Origin of the sequence: Pseudomonas sp. 3-2, from assembly GCF_019710535.1 — a bacterium.
In the GTDB taxonomy this organism is placed as follows: Bacteria; Pseudomonadota; Gammaproteobacteria; order Pseudomonadales; family Pseudomonadaceae; genus Aquipseudomonas; species Aquipseudomonas pharyngis.
Window position 1 is genome coordinate 1,832,013 of sequence record NZ_CP081200.1, and the last position, 24,833, is coordinate 1,856,845.

Sequence of the window (24,833 nt, forward strand, 5' to 3'; positions counted from 1 at the left end):
ATCACGCCCTTTTTTCAAGGGTGTGACTACTGCTCGTTTCTCGTTCTACGTTTTCCAACGCCCGATTCACCGCCAATTCCCCCAACATGACCACTTGCGCAATGCCCAACAGGGTCTTGCGGTTGGGGCCTTCCAGCACCCCGGCAAAATCACCGAGCATGACCGTGGCTGACGCTAGGGATTCGCAGGCGTTGGCCAGTAAGGATTCGGTGTCGGTTAGTGGGTTGACCATGAACATGGTGTTGGGGGTATAGGGCGTGGCCATGATTTGGGCTGCGGGTGTGAGGTAGTAGTCGAGGGCGCGTTCGGCCGCGTCGTGGAGTTTTCTTGAGTCGGGAAATTCGTAGGGCGATACAGGATCTTCGATCGGTGGAATGACTGTCTTGGACATCAGCTGTAACTCCGGATATAGAGTCGCTTGAGGATTTTTATAGACGACATGAAGCGTCATGGACGTACCCGATGACGGCACTGAGCCGTGAGGGGCAAGCCCCTCACGGGTGGCTGGCAACTAGCGCGCTACGCGGTGGTTATCCAGCACACGGTTGACGATCAGCTCACTCAGCATGATCACCTGTTGCAGGATCAGCATCGCTTTGCGTTGAGCGTCGTCTACTGAGCCTGCGATATCGCGGGCCATGTCGCTGGCCGATGACAGTGATTCGCACACTTCGACGAGCAACGTTTCGTCATCCACCGTGGGGTCGATGAGAAAGATGCGGCCGGGCTTGCGCGAAGGTGTTGAGGTCTTCAACCCTGGGTTGAGGTAGAAGTCGATGGCACGGTCTTTCGCCGTTTTTATGTTTTGAGCTTCAAGCGAAGCGTCGTAGGGGATCGAATCGGTATCCGGCGGGTTTGGTGTGATTTTGAACATAGATGAAGCTCCGTATCGAGAAAATAGGAGCCATCACCCTCGCTACCAAACGATGGGTGGCGGCCATGCGCGGGTTGGTAGACCGGTCGATACGGAACCCGGCGCTCACGAATGAGCCCCACGCATGTCCACCATATAAAACTGAGCCGAAAAAATAGGCTTCATAAGGTGATGCCACACGAGCGTACCGAAACGGGCTACCAAACCCGATCACTGTTTTTCAGTGACAGGGAAACGATATAGCCCACCCCTTGCCGTGTAAGCCGGCGGATTCTGGTGCACGCGTAGGTAACGACGCAAGGTGTTGTAGCCTTTATGGCGTAACAGTTGGTGTAATTTAAACGCGCATGCGGCGTTGTGTTTACGCACAGCGAAAGCCGCAAATTCATCATCCTGTTTTTGATGAAATGACCGCGTGTAGGTGGATGGCTGGGTGTTGTGCCGCAACCTCGATTACCTCACACACATCATGACGAGCGAGCGTGCGTATAAAGATCGGCAATGGCGATTTAAAGTCGGCCGCGTAGATGCTTGATCGAAGGTTTGAGGCGCCTATTGGGGCTTTTATCCGAGGGGATAGCCGCTGCGTGGGAAGCACTGCGGTTGATAAACGTTGCCCCTTTCATATTGAAAGGGAGGCAACTGTGCGAGGTTCATTTCCGTTGAGGCGAATCTAACAGCCCTCGCACAGCCGCCATAACGGAGCTGAGCTGTTGGCGGCTGCATGCCGGTAGGTGAACGTAAAAGCTTCGATAGGCCGGTTCACCTAGCCCGCATGCAGCCGTCAACACAGTTCGAGCGGTACCCAACAGCGGAGGCACTGCAACGTGCTCTGCCGCTTGAACTGGTCGCTGACTGGCAGCGACGGGGACAAAGATACCGTGTGGCCTAAGGCATGGATGCCAGCCGATTCTGTGGGTGGTGTAGGCAATGACACTTGAGGCTGTAGCATTTCAGAATTACGTTGAACCATTGGCATGAGAGCCACGAGTTGTGCAGTCAATCGAGCTCGCCCACTCGACTTTTCCTAGATTGATGTGCGTGCATCTCTCGCTTCTACTGGGCTCTCCTTCATTTAAAAGCTCATCAGGGCTTGTGATTTTTGAGAAAAAGGCAAATAGTGTCACATAGCCCTCATATGAAGGGCATTTTTTTGCCTTTGTTGACTTCATTTTGGTGCCATTTTGAAGTCATCCGGTCTTTGATAGGTTTCGGAGTTGTTATGGCGAGAATCAACATTCGTGAGTTGCCAGACCACATTCACAAAGCAATCAGTGAGTCTGCCGAGAGAAATAATCGCTCGACCGAGGGTGAGGTTCGGTCAGTTCTGCAAGCATACGTATCTGCCTTAGAAGCGAAACCTGCTCGAATAGAGACCCTGCGCGAAAGCTGGCAGAGATACATGGGAGAGCGCCTGGATCAACTCTTTGCGTGCGTACGCCATGATCAGGTTTTTACTCACAAAGAGCCTGAAAGCGTTGCTGGCATTGCACGGCTCATTGGGGAGGATAGTCCTGCCAATTTGCTGGACTGCTTGGGGGGGCTTGCCTCCCCGTCATTTGACATGCTTGATCGCGTCGCTGCGTGGTCCGGAGCCTCTTACAACTGGCTAATCTGTGGTGCGGGCTCAGTTTTTGCGACTGAAAATATTGGTAGCAGTTACCAGGAGTTTTTCCTGCACGATCTGCACAGCAAGAGCATTTCGTTCAGACTACTGCGCGTTTGCGGAGGTCGCTCAGATGGAATGCTGATGTGCATTCGCCACGACAGCTCCAGAAATACTTATGTCACAGGCTATATTTACGAGCATTTTATGCTTAAGGCGGGAATGGGCTCGGGCGGGAACGGCAACCTTTATCGGTTCATCCATTTTTTGAAGACGCAGTGCGGCCATCGCTCTTTGCAGGCCTATAACTACGACGAGATTGAAATGAATACCCAGCAAGGGGCTCATCATCCGCTGTACTACATCCGTCGAGCCACACAAGCCGAATGGTTGCGCCAGCTATTCTCTGGGGAGGATCCCTCCAATTGGCTTAAGGGCAACCTGTCATTGTGGAAAGACATGCACAATTTGCCATTTGGGGGAGAAAAGGCTGAGTGATGCGATTTCAGTTGTCCTCATCTGCTGATTCACATTGCAGCTTCGATTTCATTGCGAATGACTGTCGTGCGTCTTTTTCGAAACCAAAGTGCTTGCTTTTCTTTTAATAAGCGAACGAGCGGAAGAGGATTAGCTAAGTGAGCTCTGGCCACCCAAAGGTGGCCAGAGCTCATATTTTAAGCTGTGATGGAAACATTGAGTGTGTAACCACTTTCAGTATTTTCCGAAACCTGCCAAACCCTTTGGTCGAGTACGTGCAACCTACCGAGAAGCAGTTCGTGTGGGTGCTTAGTCCTACCAGCTGCTGCACAGGCGACCATCATCGAGCCTTTCAAACGCGTAACGACTTCATCGTGAATGCTGTCATTACTACCGTGGTGCGGCAAAACGAATACATCGACACTATCAATCAGATGCTGAAATCGCTGAAGCCATTGTGTCCTCGTATCACGCATTTCCAGATTTGCATCTCCAGTGGACAACCAAGCGCCTCCTTTTTTAACAGCTCGGCCTCCTGATGATTTAACTCTTAGATGCGGACATGGGAATGGCCAATATACAGACTCATCCGTGCTACTGATGTTGATATCTGAAGTGGCAAGGTGGGGCCCTGAATAGAGGCTCAGTGATGGTTTGTTATTGTCAGTAGATAATATTGAATAGCAAGCTTTTAGCGTCTTTCGGCTTTGCTTAACAGAAAGAATTTCCAATAAATTTTTAGTGAATGCTTTTGAAGCAACTTCACGACTGTTAAATGTCCTTGGGAGAAGCTTTCCCACTGCCTTGCGAAACAGAACGATGGCGTGGTCAGGGAACGGGTGAACATAGGGAACCAGCAACCAAGACGGTGATCCACCCTTGGCTTTGGAGGATATCGAGGAATGTTCGCTTAATGTTCGAGCGGTGATTTTCCCTGAGCTCAGAGATCTGGGCTCACCGAAAGATTGAGAGCGGATCGTGTAGGGGCTGTCTATATTAATGTTTTCATCGTGGGGTACTATGTTGTCTTCAGGCGAGCGTTCAGAGTTAGGATTGAAAGGGTGGGCATCAGCGTTTTCATCTGCGCGTTGCACGTAAAGGATTTGTTTCACGCCACGATCTGAAAACCACGTTGAAGGATCTACCAAAAATGACCGAACCGATGCAGCGATCCCGGTATCGCCAATCGCTTCACAGGCGATCATGGTAACGTGTAAGGGGTCCAAACAAGGAAGGATAACAGTGTCAATTTGCATGTGTGCCGCTAGCAAGTCGATTCCGTTAATATGATCTTTATCTAAGTGAGAAACGAACAGTATGTCGATCTTGCCTGGCGAGCAAAACGTCAGGCCTTGTTCAAAGTGTTCCCGATTTATGGACCCACAGTCGAATGCATAAGTTAATACGTGTGACTTATCATCACGAATGTGGCCAATCAGGAAGCCACCTTGACCTACCGGTAGCTGACGAATAGAGGCGTGTAGCGAAGTTTTTCTCAAAATACCCTCCTTGTTTTACTGACGCTTCTAGAGCTATGCTCCGAAAGCGATCACGAGATGGAGGCACATTGACATGATTTGAGCGGCAAGTAAAATGCCCCCCCCCCCCCCCCCCCCCCGCAAGTGCGCTTACAGATGAGTAGACCTGACTCCTCAGCAATTCAGCAACGACGTACCCATGCGCTTCTTATAAAATGATACTCACGGCTCAGATAAGACTGGCTAGATTTGCATGATTAGTAGCCACTACGCTTGGATAAGATATGACTACAGACAATGACTCACAGCCTGTTCCCGAGGAGCTTGCTGCCGTGCCCGCCGTACAGAACTGGAAGTTAAAAGCTTTTGGTCAGCAGGAACTTTCTATCACAGAATACCCGCTTTATACGGACGCCCATATTACAGGGAATATCCAAAAAAAAGATTGGCCTTACGATTTTTTGAATACCATTCCGCATGTCAATGAGCCGGGGATGGTGAGGCACTCTATTACATTGCGAATTGAAGAATATTTTTGCTCAACTGTTCCCGATTTTTCTAAAACCAGTAATTTGCTTTTTCACGGTGGTTTAATCCAAGATGAAATTGCTGCTTTAGCGTCCCTCTGTTTGGGCGCAAGAATTAAAGCGGGTGGTATGAGTCGGATTTTCGGCAGCTCAGCGAGTGATCCACTAGGACGGCCTACCGAGTGGGATTACAGGTTACCTCCATCGTTGACAGTAGATAAAAGCCGTCTGATCCTTCCTGAAGTTACAGGCACCCACTCTCTCGATGAACTGATACGGTTCGAATTGCTGCCAACTTTAAATTCGCAGCGATCAATTGCACTTGTCCGTGCTGCTCGCTTTTATCAAGATGCTTTATGGATTGCGGAATCAGAACCAAGTCTTGCTTGGTTGTTGCTTGTTTCTTCTCTTGAAACAGCAGCTAATGAATGGCGAGCAGAGAACGGGACTGCTTCACAGCGGCTAACTGAATCGAAGCCCGAACTGGTTGCAAGGTTAATGGAGTACAACGATGATAATTTGGTTCAGTTTGTGGCGGAACAGATTGAGCACACGTTAGGAGCTACAAAAAAATTCATCGATTTTACACTGAACTTTTTACCATCCCCGCCCCCGTTGCGCCCAGATCTATGTGATCAGTTTTCGTGGAAACGTAAACCAATGAAAAATATGCTGGGCACTGTATACCAATATCGTTCTTATGCACTCCATGGTGGTATTCCATTTCCACCCCCAATGTGTGACCCTACTCGAAAGTTTGATGAGTCACTTGGCTACTCGGAGGTAGGGACGACCGCATTGGCAGTTAGTTCTTACGGTGGGGTTTGGACCGCTGGCGACCTTCCAATTAATCTTCATGCTTTTCATTACATTGTTCGTGGAGCACTTCTTGGCTGGTGGGAAAGTATGGGAGCCAAATAATCGGCGGAGCAAATTGGCGGCGCATTAAATTAGGGTCAGGTGAAGAATTATTTTTGTACCTCATCAGTTGAAACGCCGCCGTCACAAGCGGCGTTTTTCTTTCGAACGTGTTAAGAAACTCCTAAATTTCTATTGTATTTGGCCAACTGATCCTCCCCACCCACCCGGAAAATATTCGCCAAATAATCCAGCAACACCACCTCTTCACCATTGATCATCTGCCGCACATAGGTCGCCGAAAACGGCGTCTCGTACTTGGTCGGGTCGCGCGGTTTATGCGTGCCTAACTGGTACTCTTTCCCAGTGATGGTCATGGTCGTGACCAGCGGAATCTCGTTGACCAGCCCGCCGTTGTTGAACACTTGCACGTTGGACCGGCACTGCAGTTGCACGGTCTTGAACGGGGTCACCAGTTTGCGGGCTGCCTCTACGTAGAGGCTGTTCCAGGTGATTTTGCCTTCCAGTTTGTCGATGCCATCTGGCAGTTCGATCAGGCCGACCATGCCCAGGCCTTGGAAGTCGCTCATTACGGTTTTGAGGGTGCCCAGGTCGATTTCTTCACACTTGCCGAAGAAGCTGGCGCCGTCCAGGTAGAGGTTGGCGTTGGTGATGCGGTGTGCGCTAAAGCCTGCCATTTATACGGCCCCCAGGTTGGCGAGGTAGTCGCCGGTGATTTGGGTTTCAAAGGTGCCACGCTCCAGTGGTAGCGGGACGGTGAGTTTGTAGTTGAACAGTGCGTGGCCTTGTTCGAGTTCGGTCTGGGGGTTGCGGGCCGGGTCGTACCAGCATTCGCCACCGAGCAAGGCGCCGTCGCCGATGAGTTTGCGCAGGAAGCCGTTGACGCTTTCAGTGATGCTGGTGATGAGCGCGGTGGTGATGGGCTGGTCGACGAATTGCAGTGCGCTGTAGCGGATGGATTCGTCGATGACGTCTTTGGTGCGGCGCACGTTTTCGAAGTTGCGCATGTGGGTGACGCTGGGCCAGGCCGCGGTGCGGTTACCCCATAAACGCAGGCCGGTGCCGAAGGAGTTGAAGACGGTGGTGATGCCGTTTTCGTTGAGTAGGTTGACTTCGCTGCTGGTGTCGTCGATGCGGGCTGTGAGTGGTCGCTCCAGGCCGATGACGCCCAGCAGTGGCTGGTTGGAGCTGCTCCACCAGTAGCCGTGGTCGCTGTCGACTTTGGCGCGCAGGCCGGCGGCGCGGATGGACAGTGGTTGCAGGCGCTGGCCGTTGACGGCGTCGTAGACACGCACGTGGGGGTAGCACAGGCGGACCCTATCGCTGCTGGTGTTGAAGTTGATGTTGCCGGCGGGCCCGCGACCGGTGAGTACTTGTTGCACGGTGGTGCCGATGGGGGCGTCGACGTAGGTGACGCCTGCGACAATGCCGGCGGCGATGGTCAGGCCGGCGGTGACTTCGTTCAGGGAGCTGAAGCCCGGGGCGATGAAGATTTTGGGGAAGAAGCCCAGCAGGTTGTAGCTGTCTTGAAAGGCTTTTAAACCGGTGCGCCGGCCGGCGGTGCTGACGCTGCCGATGATGTCGGCGGCGGTGACTGTTCTGGGGTCGGTGTAGGTGTAGTCGGCTTTGATTTGGGCGTTGGCGGGAATGCTGCCGACGGGCAGTCGGGTGATTTGGCCGGTGAATCTGTTGACGGTGTAATCAGTGCCTTCCAGGTAGACGTCTGTGCCTTCAAGGGGCATGAGTTGCAGGTGTTGCAGGCCGCTGTGTTTGAGTTGCAATGGGGTTTCGCCGGCGAACTGCTGAAGCTGACCGGTGACGGTGGTTTTGTGGATGGCGGGATCAAGGACGTTGACGACGAGTACGGTGCCGGCGCCGAAGTCGTAGATGCCTTCCAGGGCTTCGGGGATGCTGTAGCCGGCGGTGTGCGGGCCGAACTGGGTCGCGTGGGTGTCGTTGAGGCACAAGGTCAGTTCGTTGATGGGCCCGGTGGGCGCGGTGCCGATCAGGGCGATGACGGCGGATTTGACGACGCGGATGGGCCGTGGGCCGCGTTCGATTTCGGTGGTTTCGATGCCGTGCAGGTAGTTGGCGGGCATGGGCGGTTATTCCTTGGCGGCGCTTTTGGGCTCGGGCTTTTTGCCGGAGGGTTTGGTGTGGGTGGGCAACGGTTGCAGGTGTTTGAGGGCGAGTAACACAAGGGTGTATTCGTGATCGGCGGGCAGCCGGACGGTTGCGCCGGGGTGAAGCAGTACGCCCAGCGATTGGCGGTCTGCGCCTACGTATAAGGTGACGGCACTGAGTGGGCCGTCGTAGTGGTATGGCGTCAGGGTCATGGTTGTTCCTTGAAGTCGGCACGTTTGAGCACGGGGCCGTGCTGGTCGGGCATGGTTTGCAGTTGTGTGGCGCGGGTGGCGTAGTCCTGGGCGTATTGCCAGAGGCCGTTGGTGTGGCCGATGAATTGTTCTGAAACGGGGTGACAGGCCTGGTCTGTGTTGGGTGGGTACCAACCGGTGAGGCAGGCGCGCATACGGTCCAGGTGGCTGACCACGCCGTCTTGGCCGTTGAGCTGGCGAAAGATGAGCGTGAGGCGCAGAACCATGTGCCGGGCTTGCACGGTGGCGTCGGTGCTTTGGGGGTGGCCGAAGGTTGATTTGCCGTAGGCCAGCAGCACGGCGCCGCGTGGGTGGTTGAGGCGGTATTGCTGTGGGTTTTCCGGAAAACGCTCGACCCTGAGTTGGTCGCCGAAGTCGGCTTGCAGCCGCGCGAGCATGGCGTCCATCAGGTGTTCGGTTTGGGTGTTGGCTGGCGGGTTCATTGATAGGCCTGCCACGTTTGTGCGCTGAATTGTTGAGGGCGTGCGCGGACGCGGATCTCGCCGGTTTCTGGCAGCGCCTGGCCGGTGGGCAGGCCGAGGGTGATGACGCCGTCGCGGATGTTTTCGAGCAGTTTGAGGGTGTCTTTGCGGCCGCTGATGACGGCGTCCGGTAAGGCGCCTTCGGGGCGGCGCTGGTAGAGCCAGTGCCGCGCGAGGTAGACCACGGCGTCACGCAGTACGGTGGGCACGGGATCGAGCGGCAGTGGGTAGCGGCCACGCAGGTAGCCGTCGACCAGTTCTTCTGCTTGGCGGACGCTGTTGTCGAGGACGGTTTCGTCGGGTTGTGTGGCGGCCGGGTCGTCGTTGGACAGTTGGGTGAGCGTGATCAGCGGGATGGCGTTGCCGAGGTCGGCGCGGGTGCAGTAGCGCATGGCTTAGCCCGCCTTCAGTTCGACGAGGGCTTCGGGGAACAAGCACAGGGCCAGTGGGTTGGCTTGGGCTTCTATGTCCCAGCCTTTGCCCATCTTGCGTGGCTCGGCTTTGCTGTAGAACGCCTGGCCCAGGGTGTTGACGGTTTCGTTGTAGTTGGCCGGCGCGTTGAACAGACGGAACACACCACGGGCGATGGGAAAGACCTGGGCGACGTCGGCCGGGATGAAACGTTGGCCGCTGACGGTGACGTCGTACTCGATGAATTCGATGCCGCCGAAGGTGAAGCCTGAGCGCATGTCGCCGCCGATCCGGTCTTTGGCTTCCTGGTAGTGGGCGAAGGCCTGTTTGACGTTGGCGTGGGCGGTGAAAGCGTCGAACCAGTCGGGCCCGCAGAACGAGCGAAAGCCGGTGACCATGACGCCGCCCAATTTGGATTCCGCGTGACGCTTGGCGTCGAGGCAGGCTTTGCGCACGTCGGTGTCGGGGTTGCTGAGCTCTACGGTGACTTTCTTTTGCTGGACGTCGAATTCGTCAAACAGGTCGAAGAGCACGGTGCCGTCGGCGTCGAGCAGTTGGCCGCGCAGTGCGCCGACGCGCTGAAATTCGCGGGTGGTTTCGATGCTGTTTTTGAGGTCTTGGAGGTGGTCGTTGATGACGGTGGCCATGGGCGTGGTGGCGCTCTCCTGGCCGAAGGCAGCGATGCCTTGCAGTTGGCTGGGCAGGATGGGCCGACTGATGGGCAGGTGCAGGGTTTCGAAGGTGCGGCGTTTGCGCTTGTTGCCTTTGAGGGGCGCCGGGTCGTCGTTGCGTGAGGTGTTGGGCACGAGTACCAGCCGGCCTTCGCGCTCGTCGATGATGACGCTAGTGCTGGTGACGCCTTTTTCGTCGAACAGGCCCATGGCGCCGACTTTGCCGGGGATGGCCGGGAGTTTGTTGACGGCGGCCGTGAGGTTGGCGACGGTGAAGAGGTCTTGCAGGTTCATGGGGGGCTCCGTTAGAGGGTGGCGCGGGCGACGATGCCGTGGGCGTTGAGTTGGTCGAGGGCCTGGGCTTTTTGCTCTGCGGTGATGCCAGCCGGCCAGGTGAGTTCGGCCAGGGCCAGGACGGCACCGCGGGCGATGACGACGGCGGGTTTGTCGCCGCCTGTGGCGTCGATGGGTTCGGCAAGGACGGCGACGGCCTTGTTGGCGGGGGCTTTGCCGGCTGGGTCGAGGGGTTGGTGTTTGTGGTCGACCTTGGCGAGGACTTGGCCCAGGGTGTAGACGTGGCCGCCCAAGAGCGTGATGTTGTCTTTGGTCCAGCCGGGGCTGACTTGCACCAGTAGCAGGTCACCGAGGTCTTTGGGTTGGTGGTGGGTGGCCATGGTCAGCCCTGCCTTTGGGTGCGGGCTTCGGCATCGGCCAGCAAAGGGTTGGTGGTTGCATTGAGGGCTTGGCCTGCGCGTTGTTTGGTGGCGACTTCGGTGAAGCTGACGGCGCCGGCCAGGTCGTTGAAGAGGGATTTGAGGCCTTCGCTTAAAGGTTGGCGCTGGTCGCCTTCGCCGAAGTGCAAGGGTGTTGCGCCGGACTGGGCGGCATCGAGGGCGGCGATGACGACGGGGACGTGCATTGGCTTCATGCCGGCGGCGACCAGTTGTTCGGCGTAGGCGACGCTGGTGGTGTGGATGGTTTGTTGGGCGGCGATGTGGGCGGCTCGGTCACGTTGGGCGAGTTGGGCTTTGAGGCGTTGGTTTTCGGCCTGGATGGCGGCGGTGTCTGGCGCTGTGACTGGCGGTGTTTGGGTGGTGGGGTCTGGTGTTTGTGGCAGGCCTTCGCTGAAGTGGATGACGCCAGGTTCGGCTTCGGCCAGTTCGATGGCGCGCAGGCCTTTGACCGCCGGCGGCTGGGCGCCGAGGAAGCCAACGTGGCGCAGGTAGTAGACGCCGGGCACGGGGTTGTTGGGTGCGGTTGGGTGGTAGAAGGAGGCGGAGACTTTTTTGTAGCTGCCCGCGGCGAGTTGTTCGGCGAAGGTGGGGTCGATTTGTTGGGGTTCGGCAATGAGGCCTTCGGGGGTGGCGGTGAGGGTTTTGACCCAGCCGGCTGCGGGGGCGTCGTGTTGGGGGTGGCCGATGACCAGCGGGGCTTCGTGGAGGGTTGGGTTGTAGGCGGCTACGGTGGCGGTGAGGTCGGTTTGGGTGAAGTTGAGGGTGGTGCCGCAGGAGGCGGTGTGGAGGCCGGGTTTGAAGATGTGGAGGGGTTTCATGGGGCTGCGCTTTGTGGGGATGGTGGGCGCAGTTTTGGGGAATGAATGGGGTTGGGCTTTTAATCGGATTTAGAGGGATGGTCGAATTCTGAGATGGGAGAAGTCGGCTTGGCATTGCGGGGTGATCTATCGGTGCGCAATGCTACTGACAGGTTTTATAAAGCGTTTATGACTCGCGGAATGTTGGGGCGCGACTCGACGTCGGGCCGGCCTGAGTACGTCCCTAGGTTGAGCCGCTGCAATCTGCACTTTATGCATAAAAATACTGGAGCAAGAAGCGTATGGATTTGGGAAGCCCTGATGCTTACATCAGTTTGATTTCAGGCCTTGTCGGGGCATTGATTGGTGGTGCTTTCACATTGAAGGGAGCAACCAAAGCTCACGAGCTGGCTTTAAAGAAGGAGAAAGCCGCAGAAAAGGAAAAAATGGTCACTACGCTGATGCTCCTACGCACTGAGATCACTACTGCTTGGACGTTGTTCAAGCATGAGTACGCTGACGAGTTAACGGAGCTGAAACCGGAAACACCCTACCTAACAATTTTTCCAATTGGGGCATCGCCGTTTCCGATTTTTGATTCAGCGCCTGAAGCTCTCAACCTTTTACCGCCTGATCTTGCAAAAGATGTCGTGCATTTTTATATGCGGGCGAAGGGCTTGATTGCCATGATCCAGATGAATAATCGCGATTACGAGCAGGCTCTTCAACATGCACGCTCCCTATTGCTCAATAATCTTGAGCATGCGCATAAGCAGAACCTTGAGCTGTCAGCTGAGCAGCGAAATCAGATTTTTCACGGCGGTGTTGAGTTTATGGCTGCCCACCTCGGAATGGGGGATACGGCGGATGGAATGAGATCCCTTGGCCAAGAGCTAGACCCTGTTGTGCAGCGCGTCACGAGGCAAGTGGATGAACTGGTACTCCCTTTTTCGGATCAAAAGGTAAAGATGAACTGATGGCACTACCTTCTTTTGATACAGCTTGGCGTGAACGGCAGAGTGTTAAGCCACGCATCTTGGTATTGGAAATCAGAGACCAGCATCGGGTTGATGACGCTGTGCTTGGTTGGGTTGTGGTCGAGCGAGAGGAAGTGTATCGACGTGATCCGCGTAGTGGAGAGATCTATGAGGCTTCAGTTCGCTTGTCGTATCAGCGGATCACATCGAACTATCCATCACAAAGCAGTGGTAAAGGTCAGTTTAATGGTAGTTTTTCGCGTGCGCTCAATGCTGTTTCCTTGACTTCGTCTTCGATGGCTAAGGGCGCTGTGTTTCTTGACCTGCCGGGGCTACACGGGCAACGCATTGGTACATATTTGATGAACGAAGTTGTTCAGTGGGTGCAGCAGTGGCCTGAGGCTGAGGTCAACAGTATTGAGCTACTGGGTGGACAAGCGACGGGTGATAACAAAGAACGTCGCAACTGGTTCTATGAGCAATTCGGCTTGAGCTTCGAGTACCAAGATCCTGCGCATCGTGAAGGTGTCTCAAGGCCAATGCAGTCTGCGGCGCTGCGAATAGTCGAGACCTGGAAGGCGAACATTTTCGAGCATCACATGCTTCATTTTTTAGCGGTTCGTCTAGACGCCGCTGCATCTGCGCAATTTGAGTTGGAGGCTCGTAACCATGCTTGCGCTTATCTGATGGCTGAGCAGAAGAAAGCAGAGGCTCGGCCATTGCGTTGGGCGATCAGGCGTCTGTACATCCAGAACGTGGCGCAGATTACTGTCGGGTTGTGCTTAGCTATTTTCTTCAGTTTATTGTGGTTCAAAACGAGGTAGTAGCTCGGTCTTCTGGTGATTCAAATCAAGGGCCTCTGACTCGGTGACTGTAAATCAGTTTTTCGATTCGGAGGCCTGCGCAAGCTCGCTTAGCTGCGTAACGACTTGATTAGTTGTGGCATGGTCTCCATTTCCAAGCGGACTTCTGCGTTGAGATCTGTGAGCTTTGCGCTGAAGGAAAAATCCGGATTGAGGACCAATGTAGCATTTATGAGGGTATTCTCTTCGACCTTGATATCTGGAAAGTATCGATTGAAGTCGCCTCGTATTTCCCATTCGCGCACACCAAACATTCTTCGCAGGTGTGTGGCTTTCATTGTACCCAATACGCTTGAACCTCCTGCCGTCTCACCAAACCCCCTATACGTGCTGCCATCGCTGAGGGGCGTTAATGCATTGACGTGACTCTTTCTTAGATTCAAAACCTCCTCATGTGTGTAGTTAGGAATGGTCTCTACCAAATTAGGAGTATAAATATTGGAAGGCCAGTTGCGCTTCAGCGTTTCGACAATCTCCCTATTCGTCCAATGTCCATGCTCCAGCAAAGCCAACGCATGAAAGCTTTGATCATCTACGAACGCGTAAACGATGTGACTGCCCCCTTCAATCATCCCAGGGTGTTTGGGATCCTCAACAGTACCGATGTGGAAGTGGTTGATCTGCCAATGCATTAGCATTTCATCTCGCCCAAGAACGTCTTTGATTTGTCGACTTAGGTGTGGTTCTAGATCTTCCCCCCTTTCGACTTTGCTTTTTAAGAACTCCCAGCCGGTTTGCAGATCACTTGGGCACGTAAAGACATCAGAAATCTTGACCGCCCGCGGAGTTATTTTAGGTAATCTGACCATTCGATGGGCGAGCCAAATATCAGCATCAGCGCTCCGTTTTTCAGGAATGCTCAGGCCCATGTGTTTTTCTGCATAATCCTTGACGATTGCTACCCAGTCGGAAGCAAACTTGTCCTTTCCAATGAACTGCACCTTCACGTTTCCAATTCCTTTCTGGGTAAAAGATCTTTCAAATCAAAAAAACGCTAGCTGCGCCATAACCTCATACGGCTCCTGTAGTGCTAGTTGCGAACTGCGAAGTCGTCTTTGAGCACAAACTCCATTCCAATGCCCACGCCTTTGAGCACCTCGGTAACGCGATCAATGAAAATCTCGCCCTGCTCGGGAAGCTGGTACAGGCCATTGACGCGAATTTTCGGACTTTTGCCTTTGGCTGGCGGGTAGCTTTCCAGCAGTTCGCCGCTCTCAATGAAGGCGATGTAGGTGTTGATCTTCTCTTGAAGCAACAACAGATGCTCTCCCTGTTGGGCTTTGTCGCCCCATTCCAGGTGATCGGTGATGACGAGTACGACGTTGTCGGGTTCCCACTCGGGTACCGCGATGATGTCGACGACTTTTGTTTCGGTGATGGACATGTCTGCTCCCTCAGAGGGTCGGGTCAGGTCGAATGATGTCGACTCTGGTGGGTGGGATTCTGGTGCCTCCGGTGAAGCCGGGTTTGCCTTTGCCGACGACGGTCGCGCCGGACTTTTCAATTTCTGGAAAGCCGAGTTTTTGGTTGCGGGTGAGTGGCGCTGTTTCTGAAGATTTGCACTCAACGCATGAAATATTCCCTTCGGCATCGCGGCCCATCATATCAATGCGGGTACGGACTCCGCTGTCGGTTTTGACTGTGACCTCACGGGCGGCTTCAGGTTTGGTCTTGCTGAACTCTTCGAAGGACGCTTCTTCAAACGCCTTGCCCTTTTGTTTGTTCTTCTCTAGCTGCGTGCTGAGCACGATGTAGATGGGTTCTAGGCCTGCGTCATCGGGGAACCAGATGATTGCGTCCTGGAACTCAGGGGGATGCGCCGGGTTGGCAAGGAGTGTGTTCGACTGTTCGGTCGGTGGGTATACCCATACGGGTGGTAGTTGGGGCGCACCTTCTAGTGCTGGAGTACCGAGTACGCCGTCCGGGCTTGTTGCTGGCGTCCAGGTGAGGCCTATGCCGTTGCCTATGTCGGCAACGAATTTCTCTCCGTCCTTTTCTGCTTTGATGACAGGGACATTTTCCCAGTCCTTTTTGCCGCCGGTGTAGAAGCCGTATGCGTTGACGGAGCCATCGGGCAGTGTTTTTACGTTGACGCGTACGCGGGTGCGACCGCTGTCGAGCGTGGCGTATTGATCTTTTTTGTAGAAGGCGCTGTCGGGGGCGATGCTGGTGTTGGGTATTAGCAGTGCGATGGTGCCTACTACCGCGCCGGCGGCTAACGTACCAGCGCCCTCTAGCAGATTGAGTGCAAGTGAGCCGCGCAGCCGCTGGGTGATGGTGCTGCCGGTTGCGGAACCGCCGACCAGTTGCAGTGGAGTACCTTCGGCGGTGACTGCTGCCGCCGTGCCGAGCACGGCCCATAGGCCGTAGTCAGCCAGTTTTTCGACGGGCACGAACCCAGCTGGGTTGGTGTGGTTGATTTCGCCGTCGGGCAAGTTGCAGCTTTTGGCAAAGACGCAGCCCATGGTTTCGGGCTTTGTGTCTGGTGCTGGTGGGAGGTCTTTGTACTGCGCCCAGTGTTGAGCGTTGATGTCGACGGGTTCGACGCCGGTGTTGCGGTAACCCTTGGGTGGGTTGGGGACGTAGCCACTCAATCCTTGATTCCTTGTTCCGATCCTTGGTGAACGGCGGCAGGTTGCCAGTCAATATCCGAAGAGGCAACGGGTGGCACTTTGACTTCACTTGAACAGTAATCCATTCTTATAGTTTGAAGGCCTAGTTGAGCCGCAACTTTAATAGGTGGTGAGTCGTACGCCGCTGACCAGCCCGGCTTGCCAACTGGAGGAAACCATGTCAAAACAGAATCAATTGGATTTAATTATTGAGAAAAAATCTCGATCTTCTACTTGGGTGTATGCGGGATTGGGAGAGCTGTCTACTTTGCATAATGGATTCACCGCACTAATTTCGCCAGAGCCGTATCAGATATCACTTCATGTGGTTGCTATAGCCTCATGTATTGAGGCACTTGCGAAGGCTTGCATAAAAATACTTATAGACGAGGAAGATAGTCCTTATCTCGAAAAGGCCAGAGGCTTTAAGGATCTGACCTTTGACTTTGAACTTACAAAAGCACTAAGTCGTAAAGAAATAACGTTTGGGGATTTGGTTAGCCACAATATTGGTATAAGTGGGGTCGATCAATTATCGAAACATTTTGGGGTGTTGTTTCAGGGAGATCCTGGGTATAAAGATCTGAAGCACAGCCTTGCGACCATACGCGAATTTGTCGAGCCTCCAGAGGATTTTATAATGGAGGATTCCGGTTTGTACGAGCCTGAGTATGGTGATCTTATTGTCTCTGACGCCAATGCGTTGTTTCGAGACATTAAGGATATATTCGCTTCGCGTCACATAGCTGCGCATGAAGCGAACTTTAGGCTGGTGACTGCCGAGCAGTTGCTAGGCTGGTTCGAGAGCGCAATGACATTTGCGAACGCAATGTACGAGATTATTGAACAAAAACTTCACCCTCGCGCCTCTCGCAGTGCTTTCGGAAGCTCGGTTCAAGCAATGCAAAATTCAGGAGTGTTGTATTCGAAAATCGCCAGCGAGTGGGAAAGCCTTTTCGAGAAATGGGTGGTTGAATGGGAACTAGACAATGAGGAAGCTTTGAAGCTTCGAGAAAATATCCTTGAGTCGGATAAGTCTTTCAGCGAACACATAGATAAAGAGTTCGACCTGCATCATTCACGTGTTCGACTTATTCTTGGAAATGGACGCCGTCATCTGGAGGCTAAAATACAGAAAATGCTTCTTGAAACACGCTTGGAATACCTGAAACGGCTGAGGACGGAGGTATAAACTTAGCTGTGCTCATTTAAGCCCATAGGCACTATGGGCTCATATCCTACTTAGGTCGGACCGTAAAACCACCGTCCAACCCCATAAATTTTTGGCTAATATGGGGGATCTTCAATCCCAAGCTCATGAACATTGCTACCGGAACTGGCGCCACATGAATAGGTGTGACTGTTTCACCCGTTTCTGAGCGAATGGTTTCCATCATTTTGGTCGTGGACTGATTGATTCCGGTCTCCGGCAGGAGATCCATTGAGGTGCGGATTTTCCTTGCATTTATCAACGTATATATAATTGCTGATAATGTGTTAATTAATTTTCTTAACATTTTTGCCGGCCGCTTGCTCAGGCTATTTTTATACCATTCTCTTTCTGAAATAAGTAACCAAATGCGCGGCGCTCTTGTGGCAAGAAGGTAGTTGAAACTTGAAGACTCACTGAAAATATGTCTGATGTTTTTTACGTCTGCGTTGTCTCTAGGTAATCTTGTTACGCATAACCAGCTTTTAATTTTGATTTCATTGTTATGACCGCTTGCTCTGAGTTGCGCGATTGCCGCTTTTATTTTCGGTTCTTGAGAGCGGATATCAGGATTGTCTTCATCTAAATGAACAGCTAAAACGGCGCCTTTGTCATAACTTAGTGATAGTCCATTTCCTATCGGAATTGGTATTCCCTTGTTGCCTAGCACTAACTGAATTGCGAAGCCAATTAACAAAAAACCTATTCCTGCCAGATTTGGAAGGTAGTTATGATAGGGTATAAATCGAAAATCGAGCCCCGTTCCTGCTGCTGCACTGATTAGATCAATCAGAATCAAAATGCCTATCGTTGATCCGCAAAGCGCGATGGATATCAGTAGAACCCTAACAATCCGGAAGTTAAAAGCGCGCATGAGAATTATGTGATGCCAATGCTTGAGTCGATGTGAAAGATCTTTGTTTTTTCTCTTTGCGAATACGGTAGTGCCGATGTAGTAGACGATTGAACATCCCATAATGGCGAGTATCAATGCCCCCACAAATCTATAACTTACTACTATATCTAGCGACTCAATTGCGAACATGTTTACTCTTTACTTATTTGCGCCCACTCAGTCGCCACTATTTTAAAATAAATAGTGGCGATTGAGCTTGCATTTAATACATAACAAGCCCCACCTGAATTTGTTCAGTTGGGGCTTTTGGATTCGATTGAGCGGAGCTTCTATCGCAGTGACAGCATCAGTGTCAGTGGCGAGATAGGGCTTTCAATAAACCCGGCGTGCTTTTTATAAAAGTCCGCCAAATTTTGATCAAGCGCATGAACCAAAAGCGCGCGTGATCCTACGGTCTCTGATGCTGCGATTGAGCGCTCAACGGCGTCTTGCAACAGAGCTTTTGCCACGCCTTGTCCTTGGATCGTTTTATCGACACCCAAGCGACCAAGAATCGTGACGGGGCATGGATTCGGGGCATTGCGTTGCAGCTTTTTTGGAGCTTCATCACGCACGACCGCACCATTGGTGAGCGTGTAAAAGCCCAGCACCTGGGTTGAACCTTTACGGCACGTCACGTAGATGACAGCGTCTTTAGCTGCTTGTGCTTTAAGAGCCCGTTTGACGTATGCGTCGATTGAGGCTTCACCGCATTCAAAAGCGCTAAAATCATGCATTTCGTTCAGTTTTTCGGGAGCACTCAACTCCAGATTTTTGGTCTTTGCAGTAGTTCCTTGAGACATTTGTTTTCTCCGATGGGGTTGTCTTCTAAAGCCCTCTCGAATTGGTCAAATGCTACATCGTCGAGTACAAACAATCGTCTATCCAGAATTACATCCTCCGCTTTTTGGCAGGCTGCATCCACAATAAAGCTTGTTCTGTCACTTCCCAATATTGCAGCTGCCATATCGATCAGGTTTCGTTTTTTTATGTCCACCCGCATATTTATCGCGGCTGGCTTTTCCTTCATGCTTATAATTTCTAATTCTGATTTCATAATTTAATATTCCAACTTCAAACTAGCGTTAAGTTTCGCTCCTTACTTCCTCCTTAGGACTTTATCATTCCCAAAACGTTAATTTTCACTTTCATTGTTCCACTCCATTTAGGGTAGTTTGTGTGTACACACGATTTGGCTTCAGTAAGCCTAAGTGCCTGTCGGCTTCAAGGGTAAGGGCAGATGTGGTGCCACTGAGAACAAGATTAACCTCTTGTGTAGCTTTTGTCAATACCAGACTACACGTTTGCTACACATCCTGCGTCATGAGAGCTGCCGTCTTGGGAGTGAATAATCATGCGACAGTGTCGAAATCTCCCTTTCTCCTCTCTTATAGCGGTAGGCCCTCACTCAGATACCGCGCTTTGTAAATAATCGAGCGTCAGCGAAAGGATAGCGTCAGCGGCCTGTGGTTGCAGGTGGCCTTCGCTGTCTATCGGCAAATATGGCCGTGCCGGTATGTCCCCCCACAGCTGCGGAAAGTCCGACTGTTCCCCACCAAATTGCATCATCGCCGCATACGGTTTGTTACTGCCAACCATCGCCGTGCGGTCGGTCGCGTGGGTAATGATTGAGGCCGCGAGACCGGCGGCGCTGACCTGCAGGATCTGGCCCGGCCAGTAGCCGTGTTTGGCTCGGTTTTCGGTGGTGACGTCGGAGAGTTCTGGCCATTGAGGGCGGCCTTCGTGTTGGAAGTTTTCTTCGGTTTGGCTGGCGAGTTCGGTGGCGATGGTTTGCATCAGAGGTGTGAGGTCGCCGACGGCCGATTCTATTTGGTTGAGGGTTTGTTGTAGGTGTTGGTGGTTTATTTCGATGATGAGCATTTGGGGGGCTTTGTTCCGGTCAAGATTTCTTTGGGGGCTGTTGTCCGCCATCGCTGGCAAGCCAGCTCCCACAGGGATTTGGGGTGGGTCAATGGGTGTGGTTTTGGGTGACGGTTTGTTTTTGTTGTAGGGCTTGGGTCAGGCCTGTGCCTGGGGCGTGGTTGAAGCCGTGGTCGGGTTGAAATGTGATGGGTTGGCCTTGGCTGGTTTGGACAGTTAGGCCACGGCGTTTGACGGCGGCTTCGGTCAGGGCGATGACGCGGCAGCGGCAGTTGAAGCCGTTGGGTGGGTAGATGGTTTGCCAGATGGGATCGTCGTGGCGGTAGACCTGGCCGTTGAGTGCGCGGTGGCTGGGGCGGGTTTTGTTGTCGAGGATGGCGATGAGCATCCAGTACGGGTGGGTGTGGGTGGTGTGTTCCATGGCGGTTTTGCGGCCGGCCATGTAGGCGCTTTGCAGGTTGGTTTGGTAGATGGTTTTGAGGCGGCGTGGGCTGCCGAGTTGGACGGGTTGGGCGACGCCTTGGCTGTCGACGATGATGGGTTTGCCCCACCAGCCTTGGGCTTGCAGGGTCGGTTGGAGGTTGTCGGTGAATTGTTTGAGGGTGTGGCCTTGTTGCAGGGCTGTTTCGAGGGCGGCGCGGATGTCGGACAGCAGGTCCAGGTGCATGGCTTTGGCGACGGTGAAGGCTTGATCGTGGGCCTGGTCGAGCATGTCTTGCCAGTGCCAGGTGATGGCGTAGCCCTTGGCTTTGAGGTAGGCGATGGCGTTGGCGGGTTCGAGGCCGAAGATGGCTTTGAGGTCGATGGGGTTTACGGGGTGGGTTGGGGTAGCCATGTCAGTCTTCTTTGTCGGCGGTGGCGCTGAGGCGACCCCAGGTGTTGGCGATGAAGATGAGGTGGGCCAGTTGTTGTTGGAGGGTCTGGCTGTCCATGTGTGGGTAGGCTTCGGCCAGCAGGCCTAAGGCGTCGGTGTCGTTTTTGCTGTGCTGCAGGGCTTGGATCAAGGGCGTGATGGCGTATTCGGTGTGGTGTTGCAGGGTGGCGGCCGGCAGGCTGTTGATGGCTTGGTCTAGGGCCAGTTGGTCGAGTGCGAGGCTGGTGGTGGGCTCGGCGAATGCGGGTGAGCCGATGGTGGCTGGTGGTTGCAGGTCGCCGTCTTGCAGGTTGTAGGTACGTTGCCAGTAGGCGTTGGTGAATCTGACGCCGGATTCGGTGAGGGCTTTGTCGCGCTGGGCGAGGCTTTTGTCGATTTCTTCTTGTTGCCAGAGGGCGTAGACCGGGGCGGCGACGTGGGTGCCGAAGTTGAGGTCGATGACGTGGCGGATGCAGGCGTTGAGTGCGGTGGCGACGATGCTGGCGTCGCCGTCGCGGATGTCTTGGGTGACTTCGGCGCCGGCGGTGGCGCTGGCGCGGTTGGTGTCTTTTTCGGTGGTCTGGTTTTGCCCGAGCATGGCGACGTTGATTTCGCTGCGGCAGTAGTCGAGCAGTTGGCGGTAGACGTCGGCGCTGCCGGCTTTGCCGGCGGCTTCGATGATTTGGACGCTGGCGTCGTCGGGGATGGCGGCGACGGCGTCCTGGACCATGGCTTCGAGGCTGTCGAGTAGCAGGTTGGTTTCCTCGTCGGTGGCGCCGCGTGGGTGTTTGCCGATGACCCAGGGGCTGCCGTACTTTTCGGTGAATTGGACCCAGAATTTGAGGCCGCCTTTCATGAAGGTGGCCGGCCAGAAGCACATGCTGAGGTCCGGGAAGCCGTAGGGGTTGGCGTAGGTGGCGTCTTGGCGGGCGACGATGAAGCGTTGCGGGTCGCAGGGCTCGCCGTCGGGGCCTGCGTCTTTGGCGCGAAAGCGCAGTGTGTTGGTGGGGTCGTAGAAGAACCATTCAGCGGGTTTGCCGAGCAGGTCTTGGGGGACGAGGTGTTTGCCGATCGGTTGCCACATGAGTTCGATGGGTTGGTAGCCGAACAACGGTGCGTCGAGCAGTTCACGCAGGATGCGGTCGAGGTCGAGGTCTGCTAGCCAGTCGGTGATGAAGCGTTCGATTTTGGGTGTGGCTTGGCCGCGTTTGAGGCCGCGTTCCAGTGATAGGACGGCGGCTTTGCGACGGCGGATGTTGCCGCCGACCAAGGCGCTGCTGCGCAGGTCGCGGTAGACCTGGATGTCTTTGCCTTGGGCTTTGAGGATGGGGTCGGGGTTTGGCAGGTGGGCGCTGAAGCCGCCGGCCTGGGTTCGACTGCGGGTGGCGATGTGGTGGTTGAGCGCGGGACGGCGCTGGACTTCGGTGAAGCTTTTGAATTCGGTGGGGCTGACCCACAGGCCTTGGTGGTTCATGCGTACCCTTGGGTGATGCGCTGGCCCTGGCGTGGGCGGCGGGATTTGACGGTGACGGGACCGGTGGCGACTTCGAGTGTGGCGAAGTGGGCTAAGGCACCTGCGCCGGCGAAGTCGCCGTGGCGGTGCAGGTCTGGGTCTTTGAGGTCTTGTTGGCGGGCTTTGGCGATCATGGGGATGCCGTCGATGGTTTCGATGGCGCGGATGTCTTGGTGCAGTGTGTCGTCGCGCGGCAGTGTGAGGCTGGCGTCTTCGAAGAGTTGGATGAATTTGGGCATCCAGGCGCCGTACCAGGCGCGGTTGATTTTGACTTGTTGGATGCGGTTGCGACCGAATTCGTCGGCGGTTTCTTCGGCGAGGGTTTCGCCGTTGCCGGTGGCGTCGAGGGCGGCGCCGATGAAGCGCGGCAGGCCTCGCAGGATGTAGAAGATGATTTGTTTTTGTTGGCGGGTGGGCACTTTGTGCAGTTCGACGACGAAGGGTATGTCGCGGTGCCGGTTCTGGTCGACGGACATGGGGCAGATGATGGAGAAGTCGCGATGCCGGGCGTAGTCCATGCCGAGGAAGTGTCGCAGGGTTGGTGTGAGTGCCTGTTGCATGACGGGGCTCAGGTGGCGGTTGATCCAGTCGGTGACGTAGGCCTCGCGCCGGTGGATGGGTTGTTGGGTGAAGCCGTCGTCGAGGGCCAGGCGTAGGACGCTGCGACCGGGGCGCATGGCTTCGTCGATCCAGACGCCGGGGATGCAGACGCCGTTGCCGTCGCGGGGGATGGCGTCGAGTTCTTCGCGCATTTGGGCTTTGCGCGGGCCGTAGGCGTTGCGGATTTTTTTGTACCAGGCTTCTTTGCCCTCCGGGGTTGGTTGTTCCCCGGCCATGTAGCAGACGCGTTCGTAGAGGCCGTTGGCGACGGCGTCGTCGAAGGTGGCGCGGTAGACCTGGGCGCTGCTGCCGTAGCGTTTGTCGCGGATGTCGCTGACCATTTGGTTGAAGGCGTTGGCTTTGCCGTTGTGGGTGCTGATGATGACGATGCGCCCGCCCCAGATGAGGAGCGCGGTGGCGGCGTCGAGGACGGTGGCGACGTTTCGGTGGAAGGCGGCTTCGTCGATGATGACTTTGCCTTGCAGGCCGCGGACGCTGGCGGGGTTGCTGGACAGTGCGACGATTTTGAAGCCTGAGGCGTAGCGGATGCGGTAGGCGTTGATGTGGCGGGTGTTGCCGTTTTCGTCTTGATTCTGGAACAGGAATTCTTCGATCTGACTGACGCCGGAGGCTTGGGCCTGGGCGATGACGCGGCTGAATTTGGCGCAGTAGCCGATGAATTCGAGGCCTTTTTCTTTGGTGTCGCCGATGTAGAAGCCGTCCATGCCGCCGGCGCTTTTTTGCGAGGCGGCGGTGATGACGGTGTCGAGTGCTTCGGCGAAGGTGATGCCGGTGCGACGGCCTTTTTCACAGAGTTTGATTTGTGCGTCGATGGCGAGCCATTGGGCTTGGTGGGCCATGAGCAGGCCTTGGGTTTGTGGGTTGTAGCCCTCGGGGATTTGCCGAACGCTGGGTGGCAGTTCGTCCCATTCGATGACGCGCAGTGTGCTGGCGGAGGGTTTCATGGTTTGACGCCGAGGAAGGTTTGGCGCCAGTACTGGGCTTGGTCTTCGGTCATGCCTTTGGTTTTGACGGCGTTGTCGAGTTGGGCGGCTTGTTCTTGCAGGAGGCGTTCGCGGGCGGCTTTTTCGATGGTCTGGCGCTCTTTGACGCTGAGGGTTCGGGCTTCCATGGTGGCCTTGGCGGCGCGGGCCAGGGCTGAGACTTCGGCGATGGTGATTTCTGTTTTTTCGTGGGCGCCCATGGCGGCCTGGTAGGTCAGGGTCGAGATGGCTTCGACGAGCAGGACGCCGGTTTTGTCGCTGGCGTCTTCGCCGAAGGCGCCGACGAAGGCTTCGGCCATTTCGCGTTGTTGGCGGGCTTTGTCGGTGAGTTCGTCGAAGCCGAGTTTGAAGCGGCCCAGGGCGCTGCGGCTGGGGGGCGTTGCGCTGGGGAAGCGGGCCTGGAGGTCGGCGAGCATGGCGTCGAGGGTAAGGCGGTCTTCGCGCAGGAGTTTGTGCAGGTAGGCTTTTACGTCGGGCGGCAGGCGTTTGATGGTGGATTTGCCGGCCATGGTCAGGCGCCCGGCCGTTGGATGCCGGGGACGCGGGCGCGGCCGGCGGCGATGTCTTGGCCGCGTTCGGTGAGGGTGGCGACGAGGATGGGGCCGATGTCGTTGAGGGTGACGGCGTTTTGTTCGGCGAGCCAGTGGAGTTCGGTTTTGGTTTGGTCGCGGCTGGCGCTGTGGCCGTAGTGGTCGAGTGCGGTGTTGAGGACGGAACTGTTGGCGCGGTAGCCGGGCATGTCGGCGAGTAGGCGCAGGATGACGAGGCGGATGTCGTGGCGCAGGTAGTCGGTGTAGGTGTTCATGGTTTTTCTCGCAGCAGGTAGTCGTTGATGCGGTCCAGTGCGCGGGCCAGTGGGCTGAGGGCGTCTTTGACGCCAGTGAGTTCGGCGCGGATGGCTTTCATGTCGCCGAGCAGGTCGGCGATGGCGCTTTGGTCGGGCAGATGGCGGATGTGTTCTTCGAGGGCGACGATGCGGGTGCGCAGGTCGTGCAGTTGTTGGGCGCTGGCGGCGCTGCGTTTGGCGATCCAGGTGTAGAGGCTGAGGATGCTGAGGATGAGCCATTCGACAATTTGCAGGCCGGTGTTGAGGTCTTGGAGGTTCATGGGCTGC

29 protein-coding genes are annotated in these 24,833 nt (G+C 55.0%); 5 read left to right on the forward strand and 24 right to left on the reverse strand.

The genetic code is table 11. The features are described from left to right. Nucleotide 1: 1 nt before the first annotated feature. Nucleotides 2-391, reverse strand: a complete 390-nt coding sequence (locus K3819_RS08360) for a DUF6124 family protein (RefSeq protein ID WP_221399009.1) — start codon at nucleotides 389-391, stop codon at nucleotides 2-4. A gap of 120 nt (nucleotides 392-511) precedes the next feature. After that, a complete protein-coding gene (locus K3819_RS08365) occupies nucleotides 512-874 on the reverse strand; it encodes a DUF6124 family protein (RefSeq protein ID WP_221399010.1) in 363 nt (120 codons plus the stop codon). Nucleotides 875-2,096: 1,222 nt separating this feature from the next. Between K3819_RS08365 and K3819_RS08370 the strand changes: the two genes are divergently transcribed. Then, complete coding sequence (locus tag K3819_RS08370) at nucleotides 2,097-2,978, forward strand: FitA-like ribbon-helix-helix domain-containing protein (protein WP_221399011.1); 882 nt, start codon at nucleotides 2,097-2,099, stop codon at nucleotides 2,976-2,978. Nucleotides 2,979-3,154: 176 nt separating this feature from the next. Here the strand turns inward: K3819_RS08370 and K3819_RS08375 are convergent, their stop codons facing one another. After that, nucleotides 3,155-4,456, reverse strand: a complete 1,302-nt coding sequence (locus tag K3819_RS08375) for a hypothetical protein (RefSeq protein ID WP_221399012.1) — start codon at nucleotides 4,454-4,456, stop codon at nucleotides 3,155-3,157. 263 nt (nucleotides 4,457-4,719) lie between these two features. On the opposite strand from K3819_RS08375, the gene K3819_RS08380 reads away from it, so the two are divergent. Next, nucleotides 4,720-5,883, forward strand: coding sequence for a hypothetical protein (locus K3819_RS08380; RefSeq protein WP_221399013.1), 1,164 nt, complete (start codon nucleotides 4,720-4,722; stop codon nucleotides 5,881-5,883). A gap of 110 nt (nucleotides 5,884-5,993) precedes the next feature. Here the strand turns inward: K3819_RS08380 and K3819_RS08385 are convergent, their stop codons facing one another. The 8 genes from K3819_RS08385 to K3819_RS08420 are packed head-to-tail and all read right to left on the reverse strand — an operon-like array spanning nucleotide 5,994 to nucleotide 11,332. Beyond that, nucleotides 5,994-6,518, reverse strand: a complete 525-nt coding sequence (locus K3819_RS08385) for a phage major tail tube protein (RefSeq protein ID WP_221399014.1) — start codon at nucleotides 6,516-6,518, stop codon at nucleotides 5,994-5,996. After that, complete coding sequence (locus K3819_RS08390; protein WP_221399015.1) at nucleotides 6,519-7,940, reverse strand: phage tail sheath subtilisin-like domain-containing protein; 1,422 nt, start codon at nucleotides 7,938-7,940, stop codon at nucleotides 6,519-6,521. 6 nt (nucleotides 7,941-7,946) lie between these two features. Continuing rightward, complete coding sequence (locus K3819_RS08395; protein ID WP_221399016.1) at nucleotides 7,947-8,177, reverse strand: hypothetical protein; 231 nt, start codon at nucleotides 8,175-8,177, stop codon at nucleotides 7,947-7,949. Next, the gene (locus tag K3819_RS08400) at nucleotides 8,174-8,659 is read right to left on the reverse strand and encodes a Gp37 family protein (protein WP_221399017.1); all 486 of its coding nucleotides are present in this window, start codon (nucleotides 8,657-8,659) and stop codon (nucleotides 8,174-8,176) included. The genes K3819_RS08395 and K3819_RS08400 overlap by 4 nt, the downstream gene beginning before the upstream one ends. Beyond that, nucleotides 8,656-9,090: a gp436 family protein gene (locus K3819_RS08405; RefSeq protein ID WP_221399018.1), complete on the reverse strand. Its 435-nt coding sequence runs from the start codon at nucleotides 9,088-9,090 to the stop codon at nucleotides 8,656-8,658. Before K3819_RS08405 ends, K3819_RS08400 begins: the two co-directional genes overlap by 4 nt. 3 nt (nucleotides 9,091-9,093) lie before the next feature. Beyond that, entirely contained in the window at nucleotides 9,094-10,074 is a 981-nt protein-coding gene (locus tag K3819_RS08410) for a major capsid protein (RefSeq protein ID WP_221399019.1), read from the reverse strand. A gap of 11 nt (nucleotides 10,075-10,085) precedes the next feature. Next, nucleotides 10,086-10,454: a head decoration protein gene (locus K3819_RS08415; RefSeq protein ID WP_221399020.1), complete on the reverse strand. Its 369-nt coding sequence runs from the start codon at nucleotides 10,452-10,454 to the stop codon at nucleotides 10,086-10,088. Between the two features lie 2 nt (nucleotides 10,455-10,456). Then, the gene (locus tag K3819_RS08420) at nucleotides 10,457-11,332 is read right to left on the reverse strand and encodes a peptidase (RefSeq protein ID WP_221399021.1); all 876 of its coding nucleotides are present in this window, start codon (nucleotides 11,330-11,332) and stop codon (nucleotides 10,457-10,459) included. A 281-nt stretch (nucleotides 11,333-11,613) separates the two neighbouring features. Here K3819_RS08420 and K3819_RS08425 point away from each other — a divergent pair, with 281 nt between their 5' ends. Next, nucleotides 11,614-12,288, forward strand: coding sequence for a hypothetical protein (locus K3819_RS08425; protein WP_221399022.1), 675 nt, complete (start codon nucleotides 11,614-11,616; stop codon nucleotides 12,286-12,288). Then, complete coding sequence (locus K3819_RS08430) at nucleotides 12,288-13,112, forward strand: hypothetical protein (RefSeq protein WP_221399023.1); 825 nt, start codon at nucleotides 12,288-12,290, stop codon at nucleotides 13,110-13,112. Before K3819_RS08425 ends, K3819_RS08430 begins: the two co-directional genes overlap by 1 nt. 89 nt (nucleotides 13,113-13,201) lie before the next feature. Here K3819_RS08430 and K3819_RS08435 read toward each other — a convergent pair whose 3' ends face one another. The 3 genes from K3819_RS08435 to K3819_RS08445 form a co-directional block, all read right to left on the reverse strand. After that, the gene (locus K3819_RS08435; protein ID WP_221399024.1) at nucleotides 13,202-14,098 is read right to left on the reverse strand and encodes a hypothetical protein; all 897 of its coding nucleotides are present in this window, start codon (nucleotides 14,096-14,098) and stop codon (nucleotides 13,202-13,204) included. An 83-nt stretch (nucleotides 14,099-14,181) separates the two neighbouring features. Continuing rightward, the gene (locus K3819_RS08440; RefSeq protein ID WP_221399025.1) at nucleotides 14,182-14,535 is read right to left on the reverse strand and encodes a DUF6572 domain-containing protein; all 354 of its coding nucleotides are present in this window, start codon (nucleotides 14,533-14,535) and stop codon (nucleotides 14,182-14,184) included. Nucleotides 14,536-14,545: 10 nt separating this feature from the next. Next, a complete protein-coding gene (locus tag K3819_RS08445; RefSeq protein ID WP_221399026.1) occupies nucleotides 14,546-15,745 on the reverse strand; it encodes an S-type pyocin domain-containing protein in 1,200 nt (399 codons plus the stop codon). 196 nt (nucleotides 15,746-15,941) lie between these two features. On the opposite strand from K3819_RS08445, the gene K3819_RS08450 reads away from it, so the two are divergent. Further along, nucleotides 15,942-16,955 carry a hypothetical protein gene (locus K3819_RS08450; RefSeq protein WP_221399027.1) on the forward strand — a complete coding sequence of 338 codons (1,014 nt, stop codon included), beginning with the start codon at nucleotides 15,942-15,944 and terminating at the stop codon, nucleotides 16,953-16,955. Between the two features lie 46 nt (nucleotides 16,956-17,001). On the opposite strand, the gene K3819_RS08455 is transcribed toward K3819_RS08450, so the two are convergent. The 10 genes from K3819_RS08455 to K3819_RS08500 form a co-directional block, all read right to left on the reverse strand. Then, on the reverse strand, nucleotides 17,002-18,018 hold the full coding sequence (locus K3819_RS08455; protein ID WP_221399028.1) for a hypothetical protein: 1,017 nt from the start codon (nucleotides 18,016-18,018) through the stop codon (nucleotides 17,002-17,004). Nucleotides 18,019-18,158: 140 nt separating this feature from the next. Beyond that, nucleotides 18,159-18,671 carry a GNAT family N-acetyltransferase gene (locus K3819_RS08460; protein ID WP_260329044.1) on the reverse strand — a complete coding sequence of 171 codons (513 nt, stop codon included), beginning with the start codon at nucleotides 18,669-18,671 and terminating at the stop codon, nucleotides 18,159-18,161. After that, a complete protein-coding gene (locus K3819_RS08465; RefSeq protein ID WP_221399029.1) occupies nucleotides 18,629-18,925 on the reverse strand; it encodes a DUF1778 domain-containing protein in 297 nt (98 codons plus the stop codon). Before K3819_RS08465 ends, K3819_RS08460 begins: the two co-directional genes overlap by 43 nt. Before the next feature lie 347 nt (nucleotides 18,926-19,272). Further along, nucleotides 19,273-19,749, reverse strand: a complete 477-nt coding sequence (locus tag K3819_RS08470) for a phage virion morphogenesis protein (RefSeq protein WP_221399030.1) — start codon at nucleotides 19,747-19,749, stop codon at nucleotides 19,273-19,275. A gap of 88 nt (nucleotides 19,750-19,837) precedes the next feature. Then, on the reverse strand, nucleotides 19,838-20,584 hold the full coding sequence (locus tag K3819_RS08475) for a phage minor head protein (protein ID WP_221399031.1): 747 nt from the start codon (nucleotides 20,582-20,584) through the stop codon (nucleotides 19,838-19,840). A 1-nt stretch (nucleotide 20,585) separates the two neighbouring features. Continuing rightward, nucleotides 20,586-22,076: a DUF935 domain-containing protein gene (locus tag K3819_RS08480; protein WP_221399032.1), complete on the reverse strand. Its 1,491-nt coding sequence runs from the start codon at nucleotides 22,074-22,076 to the stop codon at nucleotides 20,586-20,588. After that, complete coding sequence (locus tag K3819_RS08485; RefSeq protein ID WP_221399033.1) at nucleotides 22,073-23,680, reverse strand: terminase large subunit domain-containing protein; 1,608 nt, start codon at nucleotides 23,678-23,680, stop codon at nucleotides 22,073-22,075. The genes K3819_RS08480 and K3819_RS08485 overlap by 4 nt, the downstream gene beginning before the upstream one ends. Further along, nucleotides 23,677-24,228 carry a phage protein Gp27 family protein gene (locus K3819_RS08490; protein WP_221399034.1) on the reverse strand — a complete coding sequence of 184 codons (552 nt, stop codon included), beginning with the start codon at nucleotides 24,226-24,228 and terminating at the stop codon, nucleotides 23,677-23,679. The genes K3819_RS08485 and K3819_RS08490 overlap by 4 nt, the downstream gene beginning before the upstream one ends. A 2-nt stretch (nucleotides 24,229-24,230) precedes the next feature. Continuing rightward, nucleotides 24,231-24,524: an ArsR family transcriptional regulator gene (locus K3819_RS08495; RefSeq protein ID WP_221399035.1), complete on the reverse strand. Its 294-nt coding sequence runs from the start codon at nucleotides 24,522-24,524 to the stop codon at nucleotides 24,231-24,233. After that, entirely contained in the window at nucleotides 24,521-24,826 is a 306-nt protein-coding gene (locus K3819_RS08500; protein ID WP_221399036.1) for a DUF2730 family protein, read from the reverse strand. Before K3819_RS08500 ends, K3819_RS08495 begins: the two co-directional genes overlap by 4 nt. Nucleotides 24,827-24,833 lie beyond the last annotated feature (7 nt).

Excerpts from the sequence above, each read along its gene's own strand:
- K3819_RS08385 (WP_221399014.1), bottom strand. The coding sequence starts at position 6,518 with ATGGCAGGCTTTAGCGCACACCGCATCACCAACGCCAACCTCTACCTG.
- K3819_RS08500 (WP_221399036.1), bottom strand. The coding sequence starts at position 24,826 with ATGAACCTCCAAGACCTCAACACCGGCCTGCAAATTGTCGAATGGCTC.
- K3819_RS08460 (WP_260329044.1), bottom strand. The coding sequence starts at position 18,671 with ATGTCTCAAGGAACTACTGCAAAGACCAAAAATCTGGAGTTGAGTGCT.
- K3819_RS08490 (WP_221399034.1), bottom strand. The coding sequence starts at position 24,228 with ATGGCCGGCAAATCCACCATCAAACGCCTGCCGCCCGACGTAAAAGCC.
- K3819_RS08370 (WP_221399011.1), top strand. The coding sequence starts at position 2,097 with ATGGCGAGAATCAACATTCGTGAGTTGCCAGACCACATTCACAAAGCA.
- K3819_RS08415 (WP_221399020.1), bottom strand. The coding sequence starts at position 10,454 with ATGGCCACCCACCACCAACCCAAAGACCTCGGTGACCTGCTACTGGTG.
- K3819_RS08475 (WP_221399031.1), bottom strand. The coding sequence starts at position 20,584 with ATGGCTACCCCAACCCACCCCGTAAACCCCATCGACCTCAAAGCCATC.
- K3819_RS08465 (WP_221399029.1), bottom strand. The coding sequence starts at position 18,925 with ATGAAATCAGAATTAGAAATTATAAGCATGAAGGAAAAGCCAGCCGCG.
- K3819_RS08410 (WP_221399019.1), bottom strand. The coding sequence starts at position 10,074 with ATGAACCTGCAAGACCTCTTCACCGTCGCCAACCTCACGGCCGCCGTC.
- K3819_RS08455 (WP_221399028.1), bottom strand. The coding sequence starts at position 18,018 with ATGTTCGCAATTGAGTCGCTAGATATAGTAGTAAGTTATAGATTTGTG.
- K3819_RS08405 (WP_221399018.1), bottom strand. The coding sequence starts at position 9,090 with ATGCGCTACTGCACCCGCGCCGACCTCGGCAACGCCATCCCGCTGATC.
- K3819_RS08485 (WP_221399033.1), bottom strand. The coding sequence starts at position 23,680 with ATGAAACCCTCCGCCAGCACACTGCGCGTCATCGAATGGGACGAACTG.
- K3819_RS08380 (WP_221399013.1), top strand. The coding sequence starts at position 4,720 with ATGACTACAGACAATGACTCACAGCCTGTTCCCGAGGAGCTTGCTGCC.
- K3819_RS08365 (WP_221399010.1), bottom strand. The coding sequence starts at position 874 with ATGTTCAAAATCACACCAAACCCGCCGGATACCGATTCGATCCCCTAC.
- K3819_RS08395 (WP_221399016.1), bottom strand. The coding sequence starts at position 8,177 with ATGACCCTGACGCCATACCACTACGACGGCCCACTCAGTGCCGTCACC.
- K3819_RS08480 (WP_221399032.1), bottom strand. The coding sequence starts at position 22,076 with ATGAACCACCAAGGCCTGTGGGTCAGCCCCACCGAATTCAAAAGCTTC.
- K3819_RS08420 (WP_221399021.1), bottom strand. The coding sequence starts at position 11,332 with ATGAAACCCCTCCACATCTTCAAACCCGGCCTCCACACCGCCTCCTGC.
- K3819_RS08440 (WP_221399025.1), bottom strand. The coding sequence starts at position 14,535 with ATGTCCATCACCGAAACAAAAGTCGTCGACATCATCGCGGTACCCGAG.
- K3819_RS08450 (WP_221399027.1), top strand. The coding sequence starts at position 15,942 with ATGTCAAAACAGAATCAATTGGATTTAATTATTGAGAAAAAATCTCGA.
- K3819_RS08495 (WP_221399035.1), bottom strand. The coding sequence starts at position 24,524 with ATGAACACCTACACCGACTACCTGCGCCACGACATCCGCCTCGTCATC.
- K3819_RS08360 (WP_221399009.1), bottom strand. The coding sequence starts at position 391 with ATGTCCAAGACAGTCATTCCACCGATCGAAGATCCTGTATCGCCCTAC.
- K3819_RS08390 (WP_221399015.1), bottom strand. The coding sequence starts at position 7,940 with ATGCCCGCCAACTACCTGCACGGCATCGAAACCACCGAAATCGAACGC.
- K3819_RS08400 (WP_221399017.1), bottom strand. The coding sequence starts at position 8,659 with ATGAACCCGCCAGCCAACACCCAAACCGAACACCTGATGGACGCCATG.
- K3819_RS08425 (WP_221399022.1), top strand. The coding sequence starts at position 11,614 with ATGGATTTGGGAAGCCCTGATGCTTACATCAGTTTGATTTCAGGCCTT.
- K3819_RS08430 (WP_221399023.1), top strand. The coding sequence starts at position 12,288 with ATGGCACTACCTTCTTTTGATACAGCTTGGCGTGAACGGCAGAGTGTT.
- K3819_RS08470 (WP_221399030.1), bottom strand. The coding sequence starts at position 19,749 with ATGCTCATCATCGAAATAAACCACCAACACCTACAACAAACCCTCAAC.